16 protein-coding genes are annotated in these 15,357 nt (G+C 72.0%); 9 read left to right on the forward strand and 7 right to left on the reverse strand.

What is annotated here, in order from left to right; genetic code table 11:
* The 3 genes from DMB42_RS29955 to DMB42_RS29965 all read left to right on the forward strand — a co-directional run bounded on the left by DMB42_RS29955 (position 1) and on the right by DMB42_RS29965 (position 2,872).
* The gene (locus tag DMB42_RS29955; protein ID WP_125638816.1) at positions 1–621 is read left to right on the forward strand and encodes a TetR/AcrR family transcriptional regulator; all 621 of its coding nucleotides are present in this window, start codon (positions 1–3) and stop codon (positions 619–621) included.
* Positions 609–1,682: an acyltransferase gene (locus DMB42_RS29960; RefSeq protein WP_125638819.1), complete on the forward strand. Its 1,074-nt coding sequence runs from the start codon at positions 609–611 to the stop codon at positions 1,680–1,682. The genes DMB42_RS29955 and DMB42_RS29960 overlap by 13 nt, the downstream gene beginning before the upstream one ends.
* Before the next feature lie 128 nt (positions 1,683–1,810).
* The gene (locus DMB42_RS29965; protein WP_260478029.1) at positions 1,811–2,872 is read left to right on the forward strand and encodes a glycoside hydrolase family 19 protein; all 1,062 of its coding nucleotides are present in this window, start codon (positions 1,811–1,813) and stop codon (positions 2,870–2,872) included.
* A gap of 18 nt (positions 2,873–2,890) precedes the next feature.
* Here DMB42_RS29965 and DMB42_RS29970 read toward each other — a convergent pair whose 3' ends face one another.
* Positions 2,891–3,265: a MerR family transcriptional regulator gene (locus tag DMB42_RS29970; protein ID WP_125638824.1), complete on the reverse strand. Its 375-nt coding sequence runs from the start codon at positions 3,263–3,265 to the stop codon at positions 2,891–2,893.
* A gap of 81 nt (positions 3,266–3,346) precedes the next feature.
* Between DMB42_RS29970 and DMB42_RS29975 the strand changes: the two genes are divergently transcribed.
* Positions 3,347–4,237: an NAD(P)-dependent oxidoreductase gene (locus DMB42_RS29975; RefSeq protein ID WP_125638826.1), complete on the forward strand. Its 891-nt coding sequence runs from the start codon at positions 3,347–3,349 to the stop codon at positions 4,235–4,237.
* Positions 4,238–4,298: 61 nt separating this feature from the next.
* On the opposite strand, the gene DMB42_RS29980 is transcribed toward DMB42_RS29975, so the two are convergent.
* Together DMB42_RS29980 and DMB42_RS29985 are read right to left on the reverse strand one after the other, a co-directional pair.
* Positions 4,299–6,056 (reverse strand): long-chain fatty acid--CoA ligase, encoded by a 1,758-nt coding sequence (locus DMB42_RS29980; protein ID WP_125638829.1) that lies wholly within the window; start codon positions 6,054–6,056, stop codon positions 4,299–4,301.
* A gap of 50 nt (positions 6,057–6,106) precedes the next feature.
* On the reverse strand, positions 6,107–6,289 hold the full coding sequence (locus DMB42_RS29985; RefSeq protein ID WP_125638831.1) for a hypothetical protein: 183 nt from the start codon (positions 6,287–6,289) through the stop codon (positions 6,107–6,109).
* 25 nt (positions 6,290–6,314) lie between these two features.
* Here DMB42_RS29985 and DMB42_RS29990 point away from each other — a divergent pair, with 25 nt between their 5' ends.
* The 3 genes from DMB42_RS29990 to DMB42_RS30000 all read left to right on the forward strand — a co-directional run bounded on the left by DMB42_RS29990 (position 6,315) and on the right by DMB42_RS30000 (position 9,711).
* Positions 6,315–6,842, forward strand: coding sequence for a CGNR zinc finger domain-containing protein (locus DMB42_RS29990; RefSeq protein WP_125638834.1), 528 nt, complete (start codon positions 6,315–6,317; stop codon positions 6,840–6,842).
* A gap of 228 nt (positions 6,843–7,070) precedes the next feature.
* Positions 7,071–8,684 (forward strand): ABC-F family ATP-binding cassette domain-containing protein, encoded by a 1,614-nt coding sequence (locus DMB42_RS29995; protein WP_125638837.1) that lies wholly within the window; start codon positions 7,071–7,073, stop codon positions 8,682–8,684.
* 37 nt (positions 8,685–8,721) lie between these two features.
* Positions 8,722–9,711 carry a hypothetical protein gene (locus DMB42_RS30000; RefSeq protein WP_125638840.1) on the forward strand — a complete coding sequence of 330 codons (990 nt, stop codon included), beginning with the start codon at positions 8,722–8,724 and terminating at the stop codon, positions 9,709–9,711.
* A gap of 70 nt (positions 9,712–9,781) precedes the next feature.
* Here DMB42_RS30000 and DMB42_RS30005 read toward each other — a convergent pair whose 3' ends face one another.
* Both DMB42_RS30005 and DMB42_RS30010 read right to left on the reverse strand, forming a co-directional pair.
* A complete protein-coding gene (locus DMB42_RS30005) occupies positions 9,782–10,036 on the reverse strand; it encodes a zf-TFIIB domain-containing protein (RefSeq protein ID WP_125638842.1) in 255 nt (84 codons plus the stop codon).
* Positions 10,037–10,095: 59 nt separating this feature from the next.
* A complete protein-coding gene (locus DMB42_RS30010) occupies positions 10,096–10,950 on the reverse strand; it encodes a phosphotransferase (RefSeq protein WP_125638845.1) in 855 nt (284 codons plus the stop codon).
* Between the two features lie 130 nt (positions 10,951–11,080).
* Here DMB42_RS30010 and DMB42_RS30015 point away from each other — a divergent pair, with 130 nt between their 5' ends.
* Positions 11,081–12,853, forward strand: a complete 1,773-nt coding sequence (locus DMB42_RS30015) for a hypothetical protein (RefSeq protein WP_125638848.1) — start codon at positions 11,081–11,083, stop codon at positions 12,851–12,853.
* A 67-nt stretch (positions 12,854–12,920) separates the two neighbouring features.
* Complete coding sequence (locus tag DMB42_RS30020) at positions 12,921–13,823, forward strand: TIGR03619 family F420-dependent LLM class oxidoreductase (protein WP_125638851.1); 903 nt, start codon at positions 12,921–12,923, stop codon at positions 13,821–13,823.
* Here the strand turns inward: DMB42_RS30020 and DMB42_RS30025 are convergent.
* Entirely contained in the window at positions 13,820–14,197 is a 378-nt protein-coding gene (locus DMB42_RS30025) for a VOC family protein (RefSeq protein ID WP_125638854.1), read from the reverse strand. The genes DMB42_RS30020 and DMB42_RS30025 overlap by 4 nt on opposite strands.
* Before the next feature lie 4 nt (positions 14,198–14,201).
* Positions 14,202–15,341 (reverse strand): serine hydrolase, encoded by a 1,140-nt coding sequence (locus DMB42_RS30030; RefSeq protein WP_125638857.1) that lies wholly within the window; start codon positions 15,339–15,341, stop codon positions 14,202–14,204.
* Positions 15,342–15,357 lie beyond the last annotated feature (16 nt).

Here is a 15,357-nt window from a genome sequence, read left to right on the forward strand (position 1 = left end):
ATGCGGTCAGAAAATCAATCGAGCGGCCAGAAATCGCGGTCGTTCATCGAGGAGGCCAGGCGGGCGCAGATCATCGCCTCGGCCGTGGAAGTGATCGCCGAGGTCGGGTTCGCCCAGGCGTCGCTGGCGCGCATCGCCCAGCACGCGGGCATCAGCAAGGGCGTCATCTCCTACCACTTCGCCGGCAAGGAAGAGCTGATGGAGGAGGTGGTCAACAGCGTCTACGGCGAGATCGCCGCGCACGTCATGGCGCGGGTCGAGGGCGTCGAAGGCCCCACCGCGATGCTGCGGACGCAGATCCTCGCGGTCGCCGAGCACATGCGCGACCACCGCACACGGCTCAAGGCCCTCGGCGAGATCTTCTACAACCTGCGCACCGCCGACGGGCAGCCGCGCTACGGCGTCAAGGCCAACGAGGAGCTCTATCAGGCGATGGAGCAGATCTACGCCTACGGCCAGCGCACCGGCGAGTTCCGCGACTTCGACCGGCGCGTCATGGCCGTCACCCACTCCTCCGCCATCGACAACATGTTCGCCTACTGGGTGGCGAACCCCGACCACGACCTCGACGCGCACGCCGCGGAGCTGGCCGACCTGTTCGAGAGGGCATGCAGACGATGACGACCGTCACCCGGACGAGGCTCCTCGCGATCGACAACCTGCGCGTGGCGCTGACCGCGCTGGTCGTCGCCCACCACGTCGCCGTCACCTACGGCAACATCCCGATGTGGTACTACACCGAACCGGCCCAGGACCCCTCGGGCACGGTGCTGGACATCCTGGTGGTCTTCAACCAGGCGTTCTTCATGGGGTTCTTCTTCCTCATCTCCGGCTTCTTCACCCCCGGCTCCCACGACCGCAAGGGCGGGCGCGCGTTCGTCCGCGACCGGCTGGTCAGGCTCGGGGTGCCGTTGCTGGTCTTCCTGCTGGTGCTGCGGCCGCTGGTCACGCTCGGCGACCACGGCATCCCGTACTGGAAGTTCTATCTGGCGTCCTGGGACCCGGGGCCCATGTGGTTCGTCGAGGTGCTGATCGTCTTCGCCCTGCTGTACGCCTGGTGGCGGCGGCTCGGCCGGTCCGGCGGGCAGAGGGCGGGCGGCGCGCTCACCCTCAAGGGGGTCGTGCTGTTCACCGCCGGACTGGCGGCGGTCACCGTCCTGTGGCGCATCCCGGTGCCGCAGGGCACGTACGTGCCGGTGCTGGGGCTGCCTACGCCCTACTTCCTGCCGCAGTACGCGGCCATGTTCGTGGCCGCCCTGGCCGCCTTCCGGCGCGGCTGGTTCGAGGCGCTGCCCAGGCGGGCGGGCACCGCCGGGTTCGTCGCCACGGGTGTCGCGAGCGTGGTGCTGCTGCCGCTGTCGGGCATGACCACGGGCCTGGTGGCGTCGGCGGTCATGGCGCTGTGGGAGTCCGTGGTCGCCGTCGGGATGATCGTCGGGCTGGCGGTGTTGTTCAGGGAGCGGTTCGACCGGCAGGGGCCGCGCGGCAGGTTCCTGTCCGAGCACGCCTACGCGGTCTACGTCATCCACCCGCTGGTGCTGGTCGCCGTGGCCTGGGCGGTGCAAGGGCTGCACGCGGCGGCGATCGTCAAGTTCGCCCTCGTGCTGGCGCTGTCGTTGCCGCTGTGCTGGGCGCTGGCGTACGCGGTCCGTTCGTTGCCGGGGGCCAGGCGGGTGCTCTGACGCCCGGCTTGATTCCCGGCTTGACTCCGGGCTTGACTTTGGGCCTTGCCGGGCCCTGGCGGGCATGTCACCATCGCGCTAACTCTTAGGAAACTTTCTTAAGAGATTCCGCGAAGGGATGTGATCTGGTGCGACGGAGCCTGACGCTGTTCGCCGCCGCGCTGGTGGTGGCGGGCCTGTTCTCGGTCGTCGTCCCGGCCCCGCCGGCCGGGGCGGCCGCCTGCGCGACACCATGGAGCGCCTCGACCGTCTACAACGGCGGCGCCGTGGTGTCCCGCGGCGGGCACAACTGGTCGGCCAAGTGGTGGACGCAGAACGAGACCCCGGGCAGCGCGGCCGTCTGGGCCGACCAGGGCGCCTGCGGCGGCGGCACGCCCACCCCGGGCTGCGACCACCCCAACTGGGTGGCCGGCCAGTGGTACGCCACCGGCAGCATCGTGCGGTACACCGACGGCAAGTACTACATCGCCGTCCACGACAATCCCGGCTACGACCCGGTGATCAGCACCTGGTACTGGGGCCCGTACGCCTGCGGTGGCGGCGGCGGGCCGACCGACCCGCCGGACCCGGGAGGCTTCGTGGTGAGCCAGGCGCAGTTCGACCAGATGTTCCCCGGCCGCAACTCCTTCTACAGCTACAGCGGCCTGACCACGGCGATCGCCGCCTTCCCCGCCTTCGCCGGGACCGGCTCCGACACCGTCAGGAAGCAGGAGGCCGCCGCGTTCCTGGCCAACGTCAACCACGAGACCGGCGGGCTGGTGTACATCGTCGAGCAGAACACCGCCAACTACCCGCACTACTGCGACGCGAGCCAGCCGTACGGGTGCCCCGCCGGCCAGGCCGCCTACTACGGCCGCGGACCCATCCAGCTGAGCTGGAACTTCAACTACAAGGCGGCCGGCGACGCCCTCGGCATCAACCTGCTGAACGACCCCTGGCAGGTGGAACGGAACGCGTCCGTGGCCTGGAAGACCGCCCTGTGGTACTGGATGACCCAGAACGGCCCCGGCACCATGACGCCGCACGCCGCCATGGTCAACAGCCGCGGGTTCGGCGAGACGATCCGCAGCATCAACGGCAGCCTGGAGTGCAACGGCGGCAACCCGGGCCAGGTCCAGAGCCGGATCAACGCCTACCAGCGCTTCACCCAGATCCTCGGGGTCGCCCCCGGAGGCAACCTGTCCTGCTGACCGCCTTCCGGCGCGCGCTCAGGCCGGCTGCTCGCCGGGCGCGCGCCGTTCGGTGGTCTCCAGGTAGGCGCGCAGGGCCCGGCGGGACCGGGTGAGGGTGTCGATCTGCTCGTCGAGGCCGCTCAGCCGGGCGCGCAGGGTGTCGAGGAGCTCCGGGCAGGGGACGAGGTCGGGCGCGGGGCCGGTGACGCACGGCAGCAGGTACGCGATGTCCTCGGTCGACAGCCCGGCGTCGAGCAGCTTCCTGATCTGGCCCACGGTCAGGACGGCCTCGTCGGAGTACTCGCGGTAGCCGCTGGCCCGGCGGTCGGGCTCCAGCAGGCCCTGGGCCTCGTAGTAGCGGAGCTGGTGCGCGCGGACGCCGGTCCGGCGGCTCAGATCCCCGATCAGCACGGTCGTCCCCCTTGACCTTCATACCGGTCTCAACGTTGACGATTCTTCCATAGCTGCCGAACCACCTTGGAGAGCACTGTGATGACGAAGAATCCGCGTACCCCCGTGACCGTCCTGGGCCTGGGCCTGATGGGGGAGGCGCTGGCCGGGGCGTTCCTGCGCGAGGGCCACCCGACGACCGTCTGGAACCGTACGGCGGCCAAGGCCGACCGGCTGGCCGCCGGCGGCGCCACGCGGGCCGGCTCGGCCCGGGACGCGGTGGCCGCCGCGCCGCTCGTGCTCGTCTGCCTGACCGGGTACGACGCCGTGCACGAGGTCCTCGGCCCGCTGGGCGACGTCCTGGACGGCCGGGTGGTGGTCAACCTCACCTCGGGCACCTCCGCCGAGGCCCGCGACACCGCCGCCTGGGTGGAGCGGCAGGGCGGGACCTACCTCGACGGCGCGATCATGGCCATCCCCGACGCCATCGGCACCCCGGACGCCGCCGTCCTCTACAGCGGCCCCCGGGCGGCCTTCGACCTGCACGAGCAGGCGCTGGGCAGCCTGGGCGGCACGGCGACGTACCTCGGGGCCGACCACGGCCTGTCGGCGCTGTACGACGTCGGCGTGCTGAGCCTGATGTGGAACATCCTGAACGGCTTCCTCCAGGGGGCCGCGCTGCTCGGCGCGGCCGGGGTGGAGGCCACGGCGTTCGCCCCGGTCGCCAGGAACGGGATCGAGACCGTGGCCGGCTGGCTGGCCGGGTACGCGCGGCAGATCGACGACGGCGTGCACCCGGCCGCCGACTCCACCCTCGACACCCACCTGGCCGCCATGGAACACCTCGTCCAGGAGAGCGAGTCGCACGGCGTGGACGCCGGGCTGCCGCGCTTCATCCGGGCCCTGGCCGCCGAGGCGGTCGCCGCCGGGCGCGGCGGCGAGGGCTACACGGCGCTGATCGACCGGTTCCGCAAGCCCTCGGGCCACGCCTGAGCCCGAGGCCGCGGACAGGCCGGCCCCCGGCCGTCACCGGGGCCGGTCGACGGGCCCGTCGTCAGTCGGCGTAGAAGGCGTTCAGGGTTTCGGCGTGGCGTTCCTCGACGGCCTTGCGCCTGATCTTGAGGCTGGCGGTGAGCTCGCCCGTCTCCACGGTGAAGTCCTCGGCCAGGATCGCGAACTTCTTGACCGTGGCGTAGCTCGCCTGGTCGGCGTTGACCTGCCGGATCGCCCGGTCGACCTCCTCGCGCATACGCGGGTGCCCGCGCAGCGCCTCGGGGTCGGCCGGCAGCGACTCGGCCTCGGCCCACGGGCGCACCACGTCCATGTCGAGGGTGACCAGCGCGGTCACGTAGTTGCGGCGGTCGCCGTGCACGAACACGTGCGAGGCGAACGGGCAGGCGGCCTTGATGCGGCCCTCCAGGTGGGTGGGCGCGACGTACTTGCCGCCGGAGGTCTTGATCAGCTCCTTCTTGCGGTCGGTGATGAGCAGCCGGCCGGCCTGGTCGAGCTCACCGATGTCGCCGGTGCGCAGCCAGCCGTCCTCCAGCGTCTCGGACGTCTCCCGCGGCAGGCCGTGATAGCCGCGCATCACGCCGCGCCCGCCGATGAGGATCTCGCCGTCGTCGGCGATGCGGACCTGGGTGCCGGGCAGGGGCGGGCCGACCGTGCCGAACCGTACCGACTCGGGCCGGTTGAGGAAGCTGCCCGCCGAGGACTCGGTCAGGCCGTAGCCCTCCAGGATCGTCAGCCCGGCGCCGTCGAAGAACTCGGCGACGTCCCGCGACAGCGGCGCGGCCCCGGAGATGAAGAAGCGGATCCGGCCGCCGAACCGGGCCCGCAGCTTGGCGAAGACCAGGCGGTCGGCCAGCGCGTGCTCGACCCGGGTGGTGAGCGGGACGGCCGCCTCGCGCTGACGTGCCCTGCTGACCCTGATGCCGGTCTCCCGCGCCCACTCGAAGATCCGCAACTTGATGCCGCCCTCGCGGCGCACGGTGGCGACGACGGTGTTGTGGATCTTCTCGAAGATCCGCGGCGCGGCGGCCATCACCGTCGGGCGCAGCGCGCCGAGGTTGTCGGCGATGCGGTCGAGGCGGCCGTCGATCGCCGTCGGCACGCCGATGTCGATCATCACGACCTCCAGCAGCTTGCCGAACGAGTGGGACAGCGGCAGCCACAGGAAGTGCAGGTCGTCCGGGGTGATGAGGTCGATCTCGCGGACCGAGCCGGCCGCGAACAACCAGTTGTCGTGGGTCAGCTCGACGCCCTTGGGGCGGCCGGTGGTGCCGGAGGTGTAGATGAGCGTGGCCAGGTCGTCCTGGGAGATGGCGTCCACCAGGGCGTCGTAGTCGCCCTCGCCGCCGCTGACCGAGTCGAGGGTGACCACCCAGCCGTCGTCGCTGGGGGAGCCGTCGACGACGACCACGTGGGTGACGTCGGGCAGCTCCTTCTGTACGGACCTGAGCTTGGCCACCTGCTCGTCGTTCTCGGCGATGACGATCGTGCTGCCGGAGTCGGTGACGACGAAGGCGCACTCGGCGGCCGTGTTCGACGGGTAGATCGTGGTCGTGGCCGCGCCCGTGGACAACACGGCCAGGTCGGCGAGGATCCATTCGAGCCGGGTCGAGCAGAGGATCGACACGCGCCGGCCGGGCCCCGCGCCGAGCCCGGACAGCCCCAGCGCCAGCCCCCGGACCCGGTCGCCGACCTCCCGCCACGACATCGAGACCCATGTGTCGTCCGACGGCACCCGGTAGGCCTCGGCGTCGGGGGTGGCCGCGATCCGGTCGCGCAGCAGGGAGGGAATGCTGGACATGCCTGACCTCCTGAGGGGTGTGCTGCCGACTCTAGGACGAGTGCGCCGGGTCAGTCGATGCCCTTGATCGGCCGGCCGCCGCCCTGGCGCGGGGCGGCGTACGCGACCGTCGCGGTCGTACGCACCTCCCACGCGCCGCAGGCGCAGCGCAGGTAGCTCACCAGGCCCTCGGACGTGCGGTGGGAGGAGACGAGGGTCAGGGCGAAGGGGTCGTGCGGCTCTCCGGGATGCATGACTCCAACCTGATGTAATGACCTTATGCATTTCAACACTTACGGCGGCAACGGGGCCGAACTCGCGGCGGCACTGGTCAACGCGGACGACTTCAGCCCGGCCGCCGTACGGGAGACGCTCACGGCCAACGCCATGTGGCGCACGGACGTCACCCCGGCGCAGGCCGCGGAGCTGGCGGCCTGGGCGCGCCGCCTCGCGCCCGTGTTCGGCGAGCCCGACACCGGCGCGCAGGTACGGCTGATCAACGAGCTGCTGGAGATCACCGCCTCGAAACCGCACATCAGCACGCACGACGGGCTGGAGCCTCACCTGCACTTCTTCTCGACCGAGGCCGACATCGTCTCCAGGGCCAAGGACACCACCGCGGGCGGGCTGGCCATGGCGGTGTGCTTCTCCGACGGGCGGCGGCTGGGGCGCTGCGACCGGCAGGGGTGCGAGATCGTCTACGTGGACACCTCACGCAACGGGCGCCGCCGGTTCTGCTCGCTGACCTGCGCGAACCGGGTCAACGTGGCCGCCCATCGGGCGCGGGACCTTGCCCGACGGCTGTGATATGGGTAGAATGCCCGGGTCGTATCGCCGACCCATGGGGGCAGTTGACGTGAGGATCTGAGGCAGCGGGCACCGCGCCTTTCCGCCCTGTCCTGGGCGTCGCGCGCACACCTGAGCCTCGGCGACCTCCTCGCCCTCCTTCCAGCTCCGGCTGTCCGGTTCGCTGTGTGCGCAGCGGTGTTTCCCGCCAAGTCACGAAATTTCGGGTTTTGTGATGGGAGCCGCCTTATGTCTTTTTCTATTGTCGTCGATCACGTGTCCTTCGGCTGGCCCGACGGGACCAGGGTGCTCGACCGGCTCGACGCCGCCTTCCCCGCCGGGCGTACCGGGCTCATCGGGGTGAACGGGTCGGGCAAGTCCACCCTGCTCAAGGTCATCGCCGGGGAGCTGACGCCGGGCTCCGGCTCGGTCTCGGTCACCGGCGAGGTGGGGTACCTGCCGCAGAACGTGCCGCTGGAGGGCGGCCGTACCGTGTCCGACCTGCTGGAGATCAGCGGGAAGCGGGCCGCGCTGCACGCCATCGAGGGCGGCGACGTCGCCGAGGAGCACTTCACCGCCCTCGGGGACGACTGGGACGTCGAGGAGCGCGCCGGGGCCGAGCTCGACCGGCTCGGGCTCGACCACGTCGGGCTCGACCGTACGGTGGCGACGCTGTCCGGCGGCGAGGCCGTCATGGTCGCGCTGGCCGCGCAACTCCTGAAGCGTCCCGGCGTGCTGCTGCTCGACGAGCCCACCAACAACCTCGACCTGGACGCGCGACGGCGGTTGTACGCCGCGGTCGCCGCCTGGCCGGGCGTGCTGGTGGTGGTCAGCCACGACCGGGCGCTGCTCGACCTCGTCGACCAGATCGCCGACCTGCGCGACGGCGCCGTGCACCTGTACGGCGGCAACCTCGCCGACTACGAGGAACGGCTCGCCGCCGAGCAGGAGGCGGCCGAGCGCACGGTCCGGACCGCCGAGGGCGAGGTACGGCGGCAGCAGCGCGAGCTGATCGAGGCCAGGACCAAGCTCGACCGGCGCAGGCGCAACGCGCGGAAGGCGTTCGAGAACAAGAAGGTGCCCAAGATCGTCGCCAACGGGCTGAAGATGAAGGCCCAGGTGTCGGCGGGCAAGCACCGCGCGCTGCACCAGGAACGCCTGGAGGATGCCAGGGAGAGGCTGACCGAGGCCGAACTGGCCGTACGGGACGACGCCGAGATCCGCGTCGACCCGCCCGGCACCGCCGTCCCGGCCGGCCGGACCCTGCTGACCCTGCCCCTCGACCCGCCGCCCGGCCGGCCGGACGACGGGGACGACGGGGCCGACGGGGAGCGGGTCAAGGTCCTCGACCGGCTGGTCGTCCGGGGCCCCGAGCGCATCGCGCTGCTCGGTCCCAACGGCTCGGGCAAGACCACCCTGCTCAGGAGGATCGTCGAGCACGGCGCGCACGTCCCGGTGCGGTACCTGCCGCAACGGCTCGACGTGCTCGACGACACGCTGAGCGTGGTGGACAACGTCCGGGCGGTGGCGCCGTCGGCCTCGGTCAACGACGTACGGGCGCGGCTGGCCCGCTTCCTGTTCCGGGGCGAGCGGGCCGACCAGCCCGTGGGCACGCTGTCGGGCGGCGAACGTTTCCGCGCCACCCTGGCCGCCCTGCTGTCGGCCGACCCGCCGCCGCAGCTCCTCCTGCTGGACGAGCCGACGAACAACCTGGACATGTCCAGCGTGCGCCAGCTCTCCCAGGCGCTGGCGGCCTACCGGGGCGCGCTCGTGGTGGCCAGCCATGACCTGCCGTTCCTGGAGACGCTGGGGATCACCCGGTGGCTGCGACAGGATCGGGACGCGGGACTGGCCGAATCGTAATTGACGTCTGGGGATCAACCGGGCGATAGTGTGGCAGGTGGCTTCACCCCGGTTGATCTCCTGCGTTCTCGCCCTGGCGACGGTGACGCTCGCCGCCTGCTCTTCCCCTCCACCGCTGACCGGCGGTGAGCCGAAGGTCAGCGGCGTGGCGGACGGCAAGGGCGGAGGTCCCGGCGGCGACCCCGGAGGCGACCCCACGGCGGGTCCCAGCCCGAGCGCGAGCGGCCTGACGCCGGAGGCGTACAAGGGCGAGCTGGACAGCAGGCACAAGTCGATGCTCGCCGCGATCAACGCCATGGCCGGCGCGCGCGGGGTCCAGGCGCTCAACCAGCGCGTGGACAAGGCCGAGCAGGCGCTGAGCGGCGCCGCCGACGCCCTGGCCGCGCTCACCCCGCCCGACGCCGTACGCGCCCAGCACGACGCGTACGTCACCAGCCTGCGCGACTTCGCCACCGAGCTCGGCTCCACGGCCGGCAAGGTCGGCAGCCGCGAGCTGTGCACCTCCTCGGCCGTGCTGAGCGACGTCGGCACCCAGCTCACCGCCCTGAACAAGGCGGGCGAGGCCCTGCAGAGCGCCGGCGACTACCCGGCCGACGTCGTCACGGTCAAGGCCGGCGGCAAGCAGAACAGGCGGCTGAAGAACGGCGCGTTCATCCGCAGGTCCGCGATGGGCGGCCGCAGCTCCCTGGAGATCGACAACGGCGGCACCCGAGACGCCGTCGTCACCGTGGTCAAGGGCGGCAGCAAGACCTTCACCGTGTACGTGCGCAAGAGGACCAAGTTCAAGGTCAGGGGCGTGCGCGACGGCACGTACAAGATCTACTTCACGCACGGCGTGGACTGGGACGGCAAGAACAAGTCCTTCACCCGGCAGTGCAGCTTCGAGCGTTTCCAGAAGTCGGTGAAGTTCAAGACCACGGTCACCGCCACCCAGATCCTCTGGCACGACTGGCGGATCACCCTGCACGCCATCACCGGCGGCAACGCCCGTACGGCGCCCGTCAACCCGGACGACTTCCCCGGCTGACCCGGCACGCCGACCCCCGGCAACGCGAAAGGGCCGCGCGGGAGCGCGGCCCTTTCGCGTGTCAGGACGATCAGGTGGAGAACAGCATGCCCACCCAGCTGCGCTGGCGGTGGTGACCGTAGTGGTGGCCGCCGTGGTGGGGAGCACCCCAGGCCGGGCCGGGGGCGGGAGGCGGGGGAGCGGCGTTGTACTGCGACTCCATACGGGTCAGGGTCTCGAGCTCGCCATAGTCGAGGAAGATCCCACGGCAGTTGTCACACTGCTCGATGTGGACGCCGTTGCGCTCATATGTCCGCATGTTGCCGCGGCACTTCGGGCACTGCATCTAAGTCGCTCTCCTTGGATCCGGGGTCTCAGGCTGAAACCTACCGCGTGCGGCCCCCGTCACGCTCGGACGATTCTGCTGCACGATTCGATTAACGAATGTTCCACCTCGTCCAGTTCCCGGTTCTCGCGCTCGGCGTTGAGCACCGCCACGGCGGCGAGCTGTACGGTCAGCGCCCGAGCGGGCAGGACGAGCCGCTGCCAGGGATCGTCGCCCTGGCCGAGCGCGGGGCCGCCCGAGGCCAGGTAGGCGCCCAGGAAACGTTCCCAGACGGCCGGTTCGAGCAGGCCGGCGGCGTACCAGGCGGCCGGTCGCGCCAGGTCCCAGGCCGGGTCGCCGACGCCCAGGTCGTCGACGTCGATGAGCAGCCACCGGTCGCGGCAGACGAGCTGGCCCAGGTGCCAGTCGCCGTGGGTGAGCAGGCCGGGCACCGGCTCGGGCTCGGGCAGCTCCTTGAACGCGTGCCTGACGAGCTGCTCGACCGGGCCGTCGCCGTTCATCCTGGACACCGCGCGGGCGGCCCGCGCCGGGCCGCCGGCGGCCGGCATCGGCGGCACCAGCGTGAGGGGGACGGCGTGCAGCCGGGCCAGCAGCCGCGCGCCCTCCTCCCAGGGGGCCGAGGCGGGGTCGTCGTGGCCGACCGGGCGCCCGGTCGGCCAGACCGTGACCGCGCGGCCCGCCGCCGTCAGCACCTCGGGCTCCAGCGGGGCCAGCAGCACGCCGCTGACCGCGGCCGAGGCGGCGGCCCTGAGCCGGAAGCGCAGCGGGTCCACCTCGTCGCGGGCGGAGTGGGCCTTGACCACGACCTCGCCCATCCGTAACACGACCACGTCGGTACGCGTCTGGTGCCGTACGGGTTCGCCCGTGCCGCCGTATGCCGCGGCGATGCCCGCAAGCTCCTGCTCTAGACCCACTCGTACAGACTATTGGGCGGTTATGGGGGTCGCGCCCCACAGCGGCGGCTCGCAAGTCGCCACAAGGGCACCACAAGGGGCGTTCGGCACCATGGGCTCCCTTCCTCTTGCTGAGAAAGGGACATCCTCTATGAACAGGACAGCGTTGCTGCTGAGCACGCTGCTGCTCGGCGGCCTGCTGACCGCTCCTCCCGCGTTCGCCGCCGTCTCCACCGAGACCGGCGCCGCCGCGGTCACGACGGCCGCCACGCGGGTGAAGGCGAACCCGGCCAGGCACTCCGGCGAATGCCCCGTCACCGTCGGCTTCTCCGCCGTCCTGGTGGTCAGGGGCGCCGGCACTGTCCGCTACCGGTGGGTACGCGGCGACGGGAGCAAGAGCGCGTACAAGAGCGTCCGCACCCGCGGCGTGCGCAAGGTCACGGTGAAGGACCGCCAGACCTTCGACCGGACCACCTCCGGCTGGCAGGCCGTGCAGATCCTCGGGAAGAAGGGCTTGTCGGCCAGGGCCCGCTTCCGCGTGGACTGCGCGGGCGCGCCCCAAGTGTGGGACGCCGCCCGTCCGCTGCCCGCCGGGCAGGACGAGCCGCTGGTCACGGCCGTCGCCGTCGAGGCCGCGCCACCGGTCTACTCCGGCGCCTGCCCCACCACGGTGAGGTTCACGGCCACCGTCCAGGTGTCGCGTCTGCCCGCCAGGGTCGACTACCGGTGGATCGACAGCGCCACCGGCGAGGGCCCGCGCGAGTCGCTGTACTTCGCGGCCGGCGGACCCCGGCTGCGCCAGGTGACGCTGCCGCTCAGCGTCGGCTCCTCCGCCGACGGATGGAAGGCCGTCGACCTGCTCACCCCCGGCGGTCACGACTCCGGACGGGCGACGTACCGGGTGACCTGCGGCGACGCCCCGCGACCCACGCCGACCCCCACCCCCACGCCGACGCCGACCACGACCCCGCCGCCGGCGCAGAAGCCGGAGCTGGAGATCGTGAGCCTGGACCCGGGCGACTACGCGGGTGACTGCGCCGAGCCCGTCGAGTACCACGCCCTCGGCCGGGTACGCCTGCCCGCCGGCCCCGAGCAGCAGGTCACCTACTGGTGGACGCAGAAGTCGGCCGAGTGGAAGGGACAGCTCACCTTCCCCGCCAGCACGCAGCCCCGCTCGCAGGACGTCAGCGCGACCTGGACGTTCGGCCCCAAGGACGCCGGCTCCCAGCAGCTCACGCTCACGGCCCAGGGCGCCGCCGCACCGGCGACGCGCTCGTTCGCGTTCACCTGCCAGAAGCAGCCGGACGAGCCGACCGTGTCCATCCGGTACCTGACGACTCCCCAGTACAAGGGCGAGTGCGCCGCCGGCCACAACAGCCGGTCGTTCGCGGCGGTCAGCGCGGACGCCGAGGTCGAGATGGAGTACCGGTTCATCGTGGACGGCGTCGCCGAACTGCCGCAGAAGATCCGGCTCAGGCCCGGCGCCCCGGAACAACTCGAAATCCTCCGGTACGACACGCCGACGAGCAGCGGTTCCGGAAAGGTGCGGTTCGAGGTGCTCAGCCACAACCGGCCGGTCCTGGAGGCGCCGTACACCTGGACGTGCGTCCCCCGGGACACCTCCGACGTGGTGCGGATCACGGGTGTCCAGACCTGGTCCTACGTCGGCGACTGCGTGCTCAGGCCGAGCGTCGCCGTCCACGCCTGGGTCACCGGCACCGCGGGAACGCGGGTCGACTACCGCTCGCTCAGGGACGGCGGCTCGCCCCAGTCGGGCACGATCACCCTGAGGAAGGGCGGCGTCACCGCCATCGGGGCGGACTGGAGCTGGGGCGACAAACCCAGCGGAACCCTCACGTTCGAGGTGCTCAGCCAGCACAAACCGAGCCTGGCGCTGCCCTACTCGGCGACCTGCAAGAAGTGACCGTCACAGCGCGATGACCGCGGCCCGGGTCCGGCGAAGGTGACACCGTGTCGGACACACTGGGGGCATGAGAATCGGTTTCGCCGTACCCCAGTCAGGGCCGTGGGCCACGCCGGAGAACATGCGGCGGATCGCCGTACGGGCCGAGGAACTGGGCTACCACGAGCTCTGGACGTTCCAGCGCGTGTTGTACCCGGTCGGGCATCCCATGGGGCCGACCTACCGAAGCGTCCACGACCCGCTGATCACGCTGGCGCACCTGTCCGGCGTGACCGGCACGATCCGGCTGGGCGTGGCCGTGGTCAACGTCTACGTGCAGCCGGTCCTGCTGGCCAAGCAGCTCGCCACGCTGCAGACCGTCTCAGGAGGCAGGCTGAGCGCCGGGATCGGGCTCGGCTGGCTGCCGGAGGAGTACGAGGCCGCGGGGATCGGCATGGACCGGCGCGGGCGCAGGGGCGAGGAGTTCGTCGAGGTGCTGCGCGAGGCGTGGACGGACGAGGTGGTCGAGCACGACGGCGAGTTCTACCGGGTGCCGCCGTCCCACATCGACCCCAAGCCGGCGCCGGGACCGCCGCCGATCCTGCTCGGCGGCACCTGCGAGGTCGCGCTGCGCCGGGCCGGACGGCTGGCCGACGGATGGATCAGCTCCAGCAGGGAGGACCTGTCGGCGGTCGCGGGCCGGATCGGGCTGATCAAGGAGTCGATCGCCGCCGCCGGGCGCGACGCGGCCTCGTTCCGCTTCGTCTGCCGCGGTGTCACGCAGGTGCGGCCCGCCGGCGGCGAGGACGGGCGCCGGCCGCTGACCGGCACGTACGAGCAGATTCGGCGGGACGTGGACGCCCTGGCCGCCGCGGGCGTCACGGAGGTCTTCCACGACCTCAACTTCGACAAGGACTTCGTCACCGCCGGCGCCGGGGAGGCGATGCGCCGCGCCGAGGAGGCACTGGAGGCGCTGGCCCCCAGGGCCTAGCCGCCGTAGGGGACCGTGATGATCTCCAGGTTGTGCCCGTCGGGGGCCGACCAGTAGAGCCCGCGGCCGCCGTCGTTGGTGTTGATCACGCCCGGCCTGGTGTGCCCGGGATCGGCCCAGAACGGCAGGCCGCGGCTCTTGATCCGGCCCCAGATCTGGTCGAACTCCTCCTCGCCCACGAGGAACGCGTAATGCTGGGGAGTCACCTCCCCGGTCGTGCGCATCACGTCGAGGGAGACGCCGTTGGCCAGCGTCACGACCCGGAACGGGCCGTAGACCGGCGCGGGCTCCAGGCCGAGGACGTCGACCAGGAAGGCGGCCGTGGCGTCCCTGTCGGTGGCGCTGACGATGGTGTGGTTCAGCTGGACGGGCATGTTCTCACGCTACGTGCCGCAACGCCTCGGCGGCCACCGCGCACCGCAACTCGCGCATCCCCGGCCGCCCGCGTACGGGATGGACGGCGTTGGTCAGCAGCACCACGGTCAGCCCGCGCGCCGGATCGACCACCAGCGACGTCCCGGTGAACCCGGAGTGGCCGAACGCGCCCTCCAGCGGGCCGACGATGCCGGGGTCGCCGATCCGTACGCCGAGCCCGTGCCGGAACGCCGCCCCCTCCGCCCCCTGGTCGCGGGTCATCTCGGTCACGCTCTCCCGGCCCAGCATCGGGCCCCCGCCCAGGCGCAGGGCCTCCCCGAAGGCCAGCAGGTCGTCGGCGGGTGCGAACAGGCCCGCGTGGCCGGCCACCCCGCCGAGGGCGTGGGCGGTCTCGTCGTGCACCTCGCCGCGTACGCAGCCGGGGCCGGGGCGTTCGGGCTTGAACTCGGTCGCGGCCACCCGGTCCACCGGCCCGCGGTCGGGAACGGGACGGTAGCCGGTGCCGGGGAGGTCGAGGACGTCCGTGATCCGGGTGCGGACCAGGACGTCGAGGGACGCGCCGCCGGCCAGCTCGGCGATCCGGCCGGCCATGATCATGCCGACGTCGCTGTAGAGGTAGGGGCCGCCGACCGGGCCGGTGACGGGCGTGGCGAGCATCGCGGCCATGCGTTCGGCCGGCCCGGCGTGCGGGAGTTCCAGGTCGACGCGGCGGGTCGGCGTCAGGCCCGCCGTGTGCGTGAGCAGGCGGCGCAGCGTGAGCCTCGGGTCGCCGCCGGGGATCCGGGCCGGGATCGGCTCGTCCAGGTCCAGCAGCCCCTCCTCGGTGAGCGAGAGCACCACCGCGGTGGTGAACAGCTTGCTGACCGAGGCCAGGTCGAACACCGAGTCCCGCCGTACGGGCGGGCGCACGGCGGCGAGCGCACCCGGCGCACCCCCGCCGCCGTTCCCGCCGCCGTTCCCGCCGTCGTTCCCCCCGCCGTGCCCGCCGGCGTCATCGGGGACGGGACGGGCGCCGGCGTAGCGCACCAGTTCCCCGGCCGTGGCGGCGGCGACCACCGTGCCGTGCGCGGCGATCAGCGCGACCGCCGCCGGGCACACCTCGGGCACCGCCGCGGCCAGCAGCCGCTCCAGCCGGTCCGACATCCCCGTTCCCCCCTCG

The organism is Nonomuraea sp. WAC 01424 (assembly GCF_003947315.1).
Lineage (GTDB): Bacteria > Actinomycetota > Actinomycetes > Streptosporangiales > Streptosporangiaceae > Nonomuraea > Nonomuraea spiralis.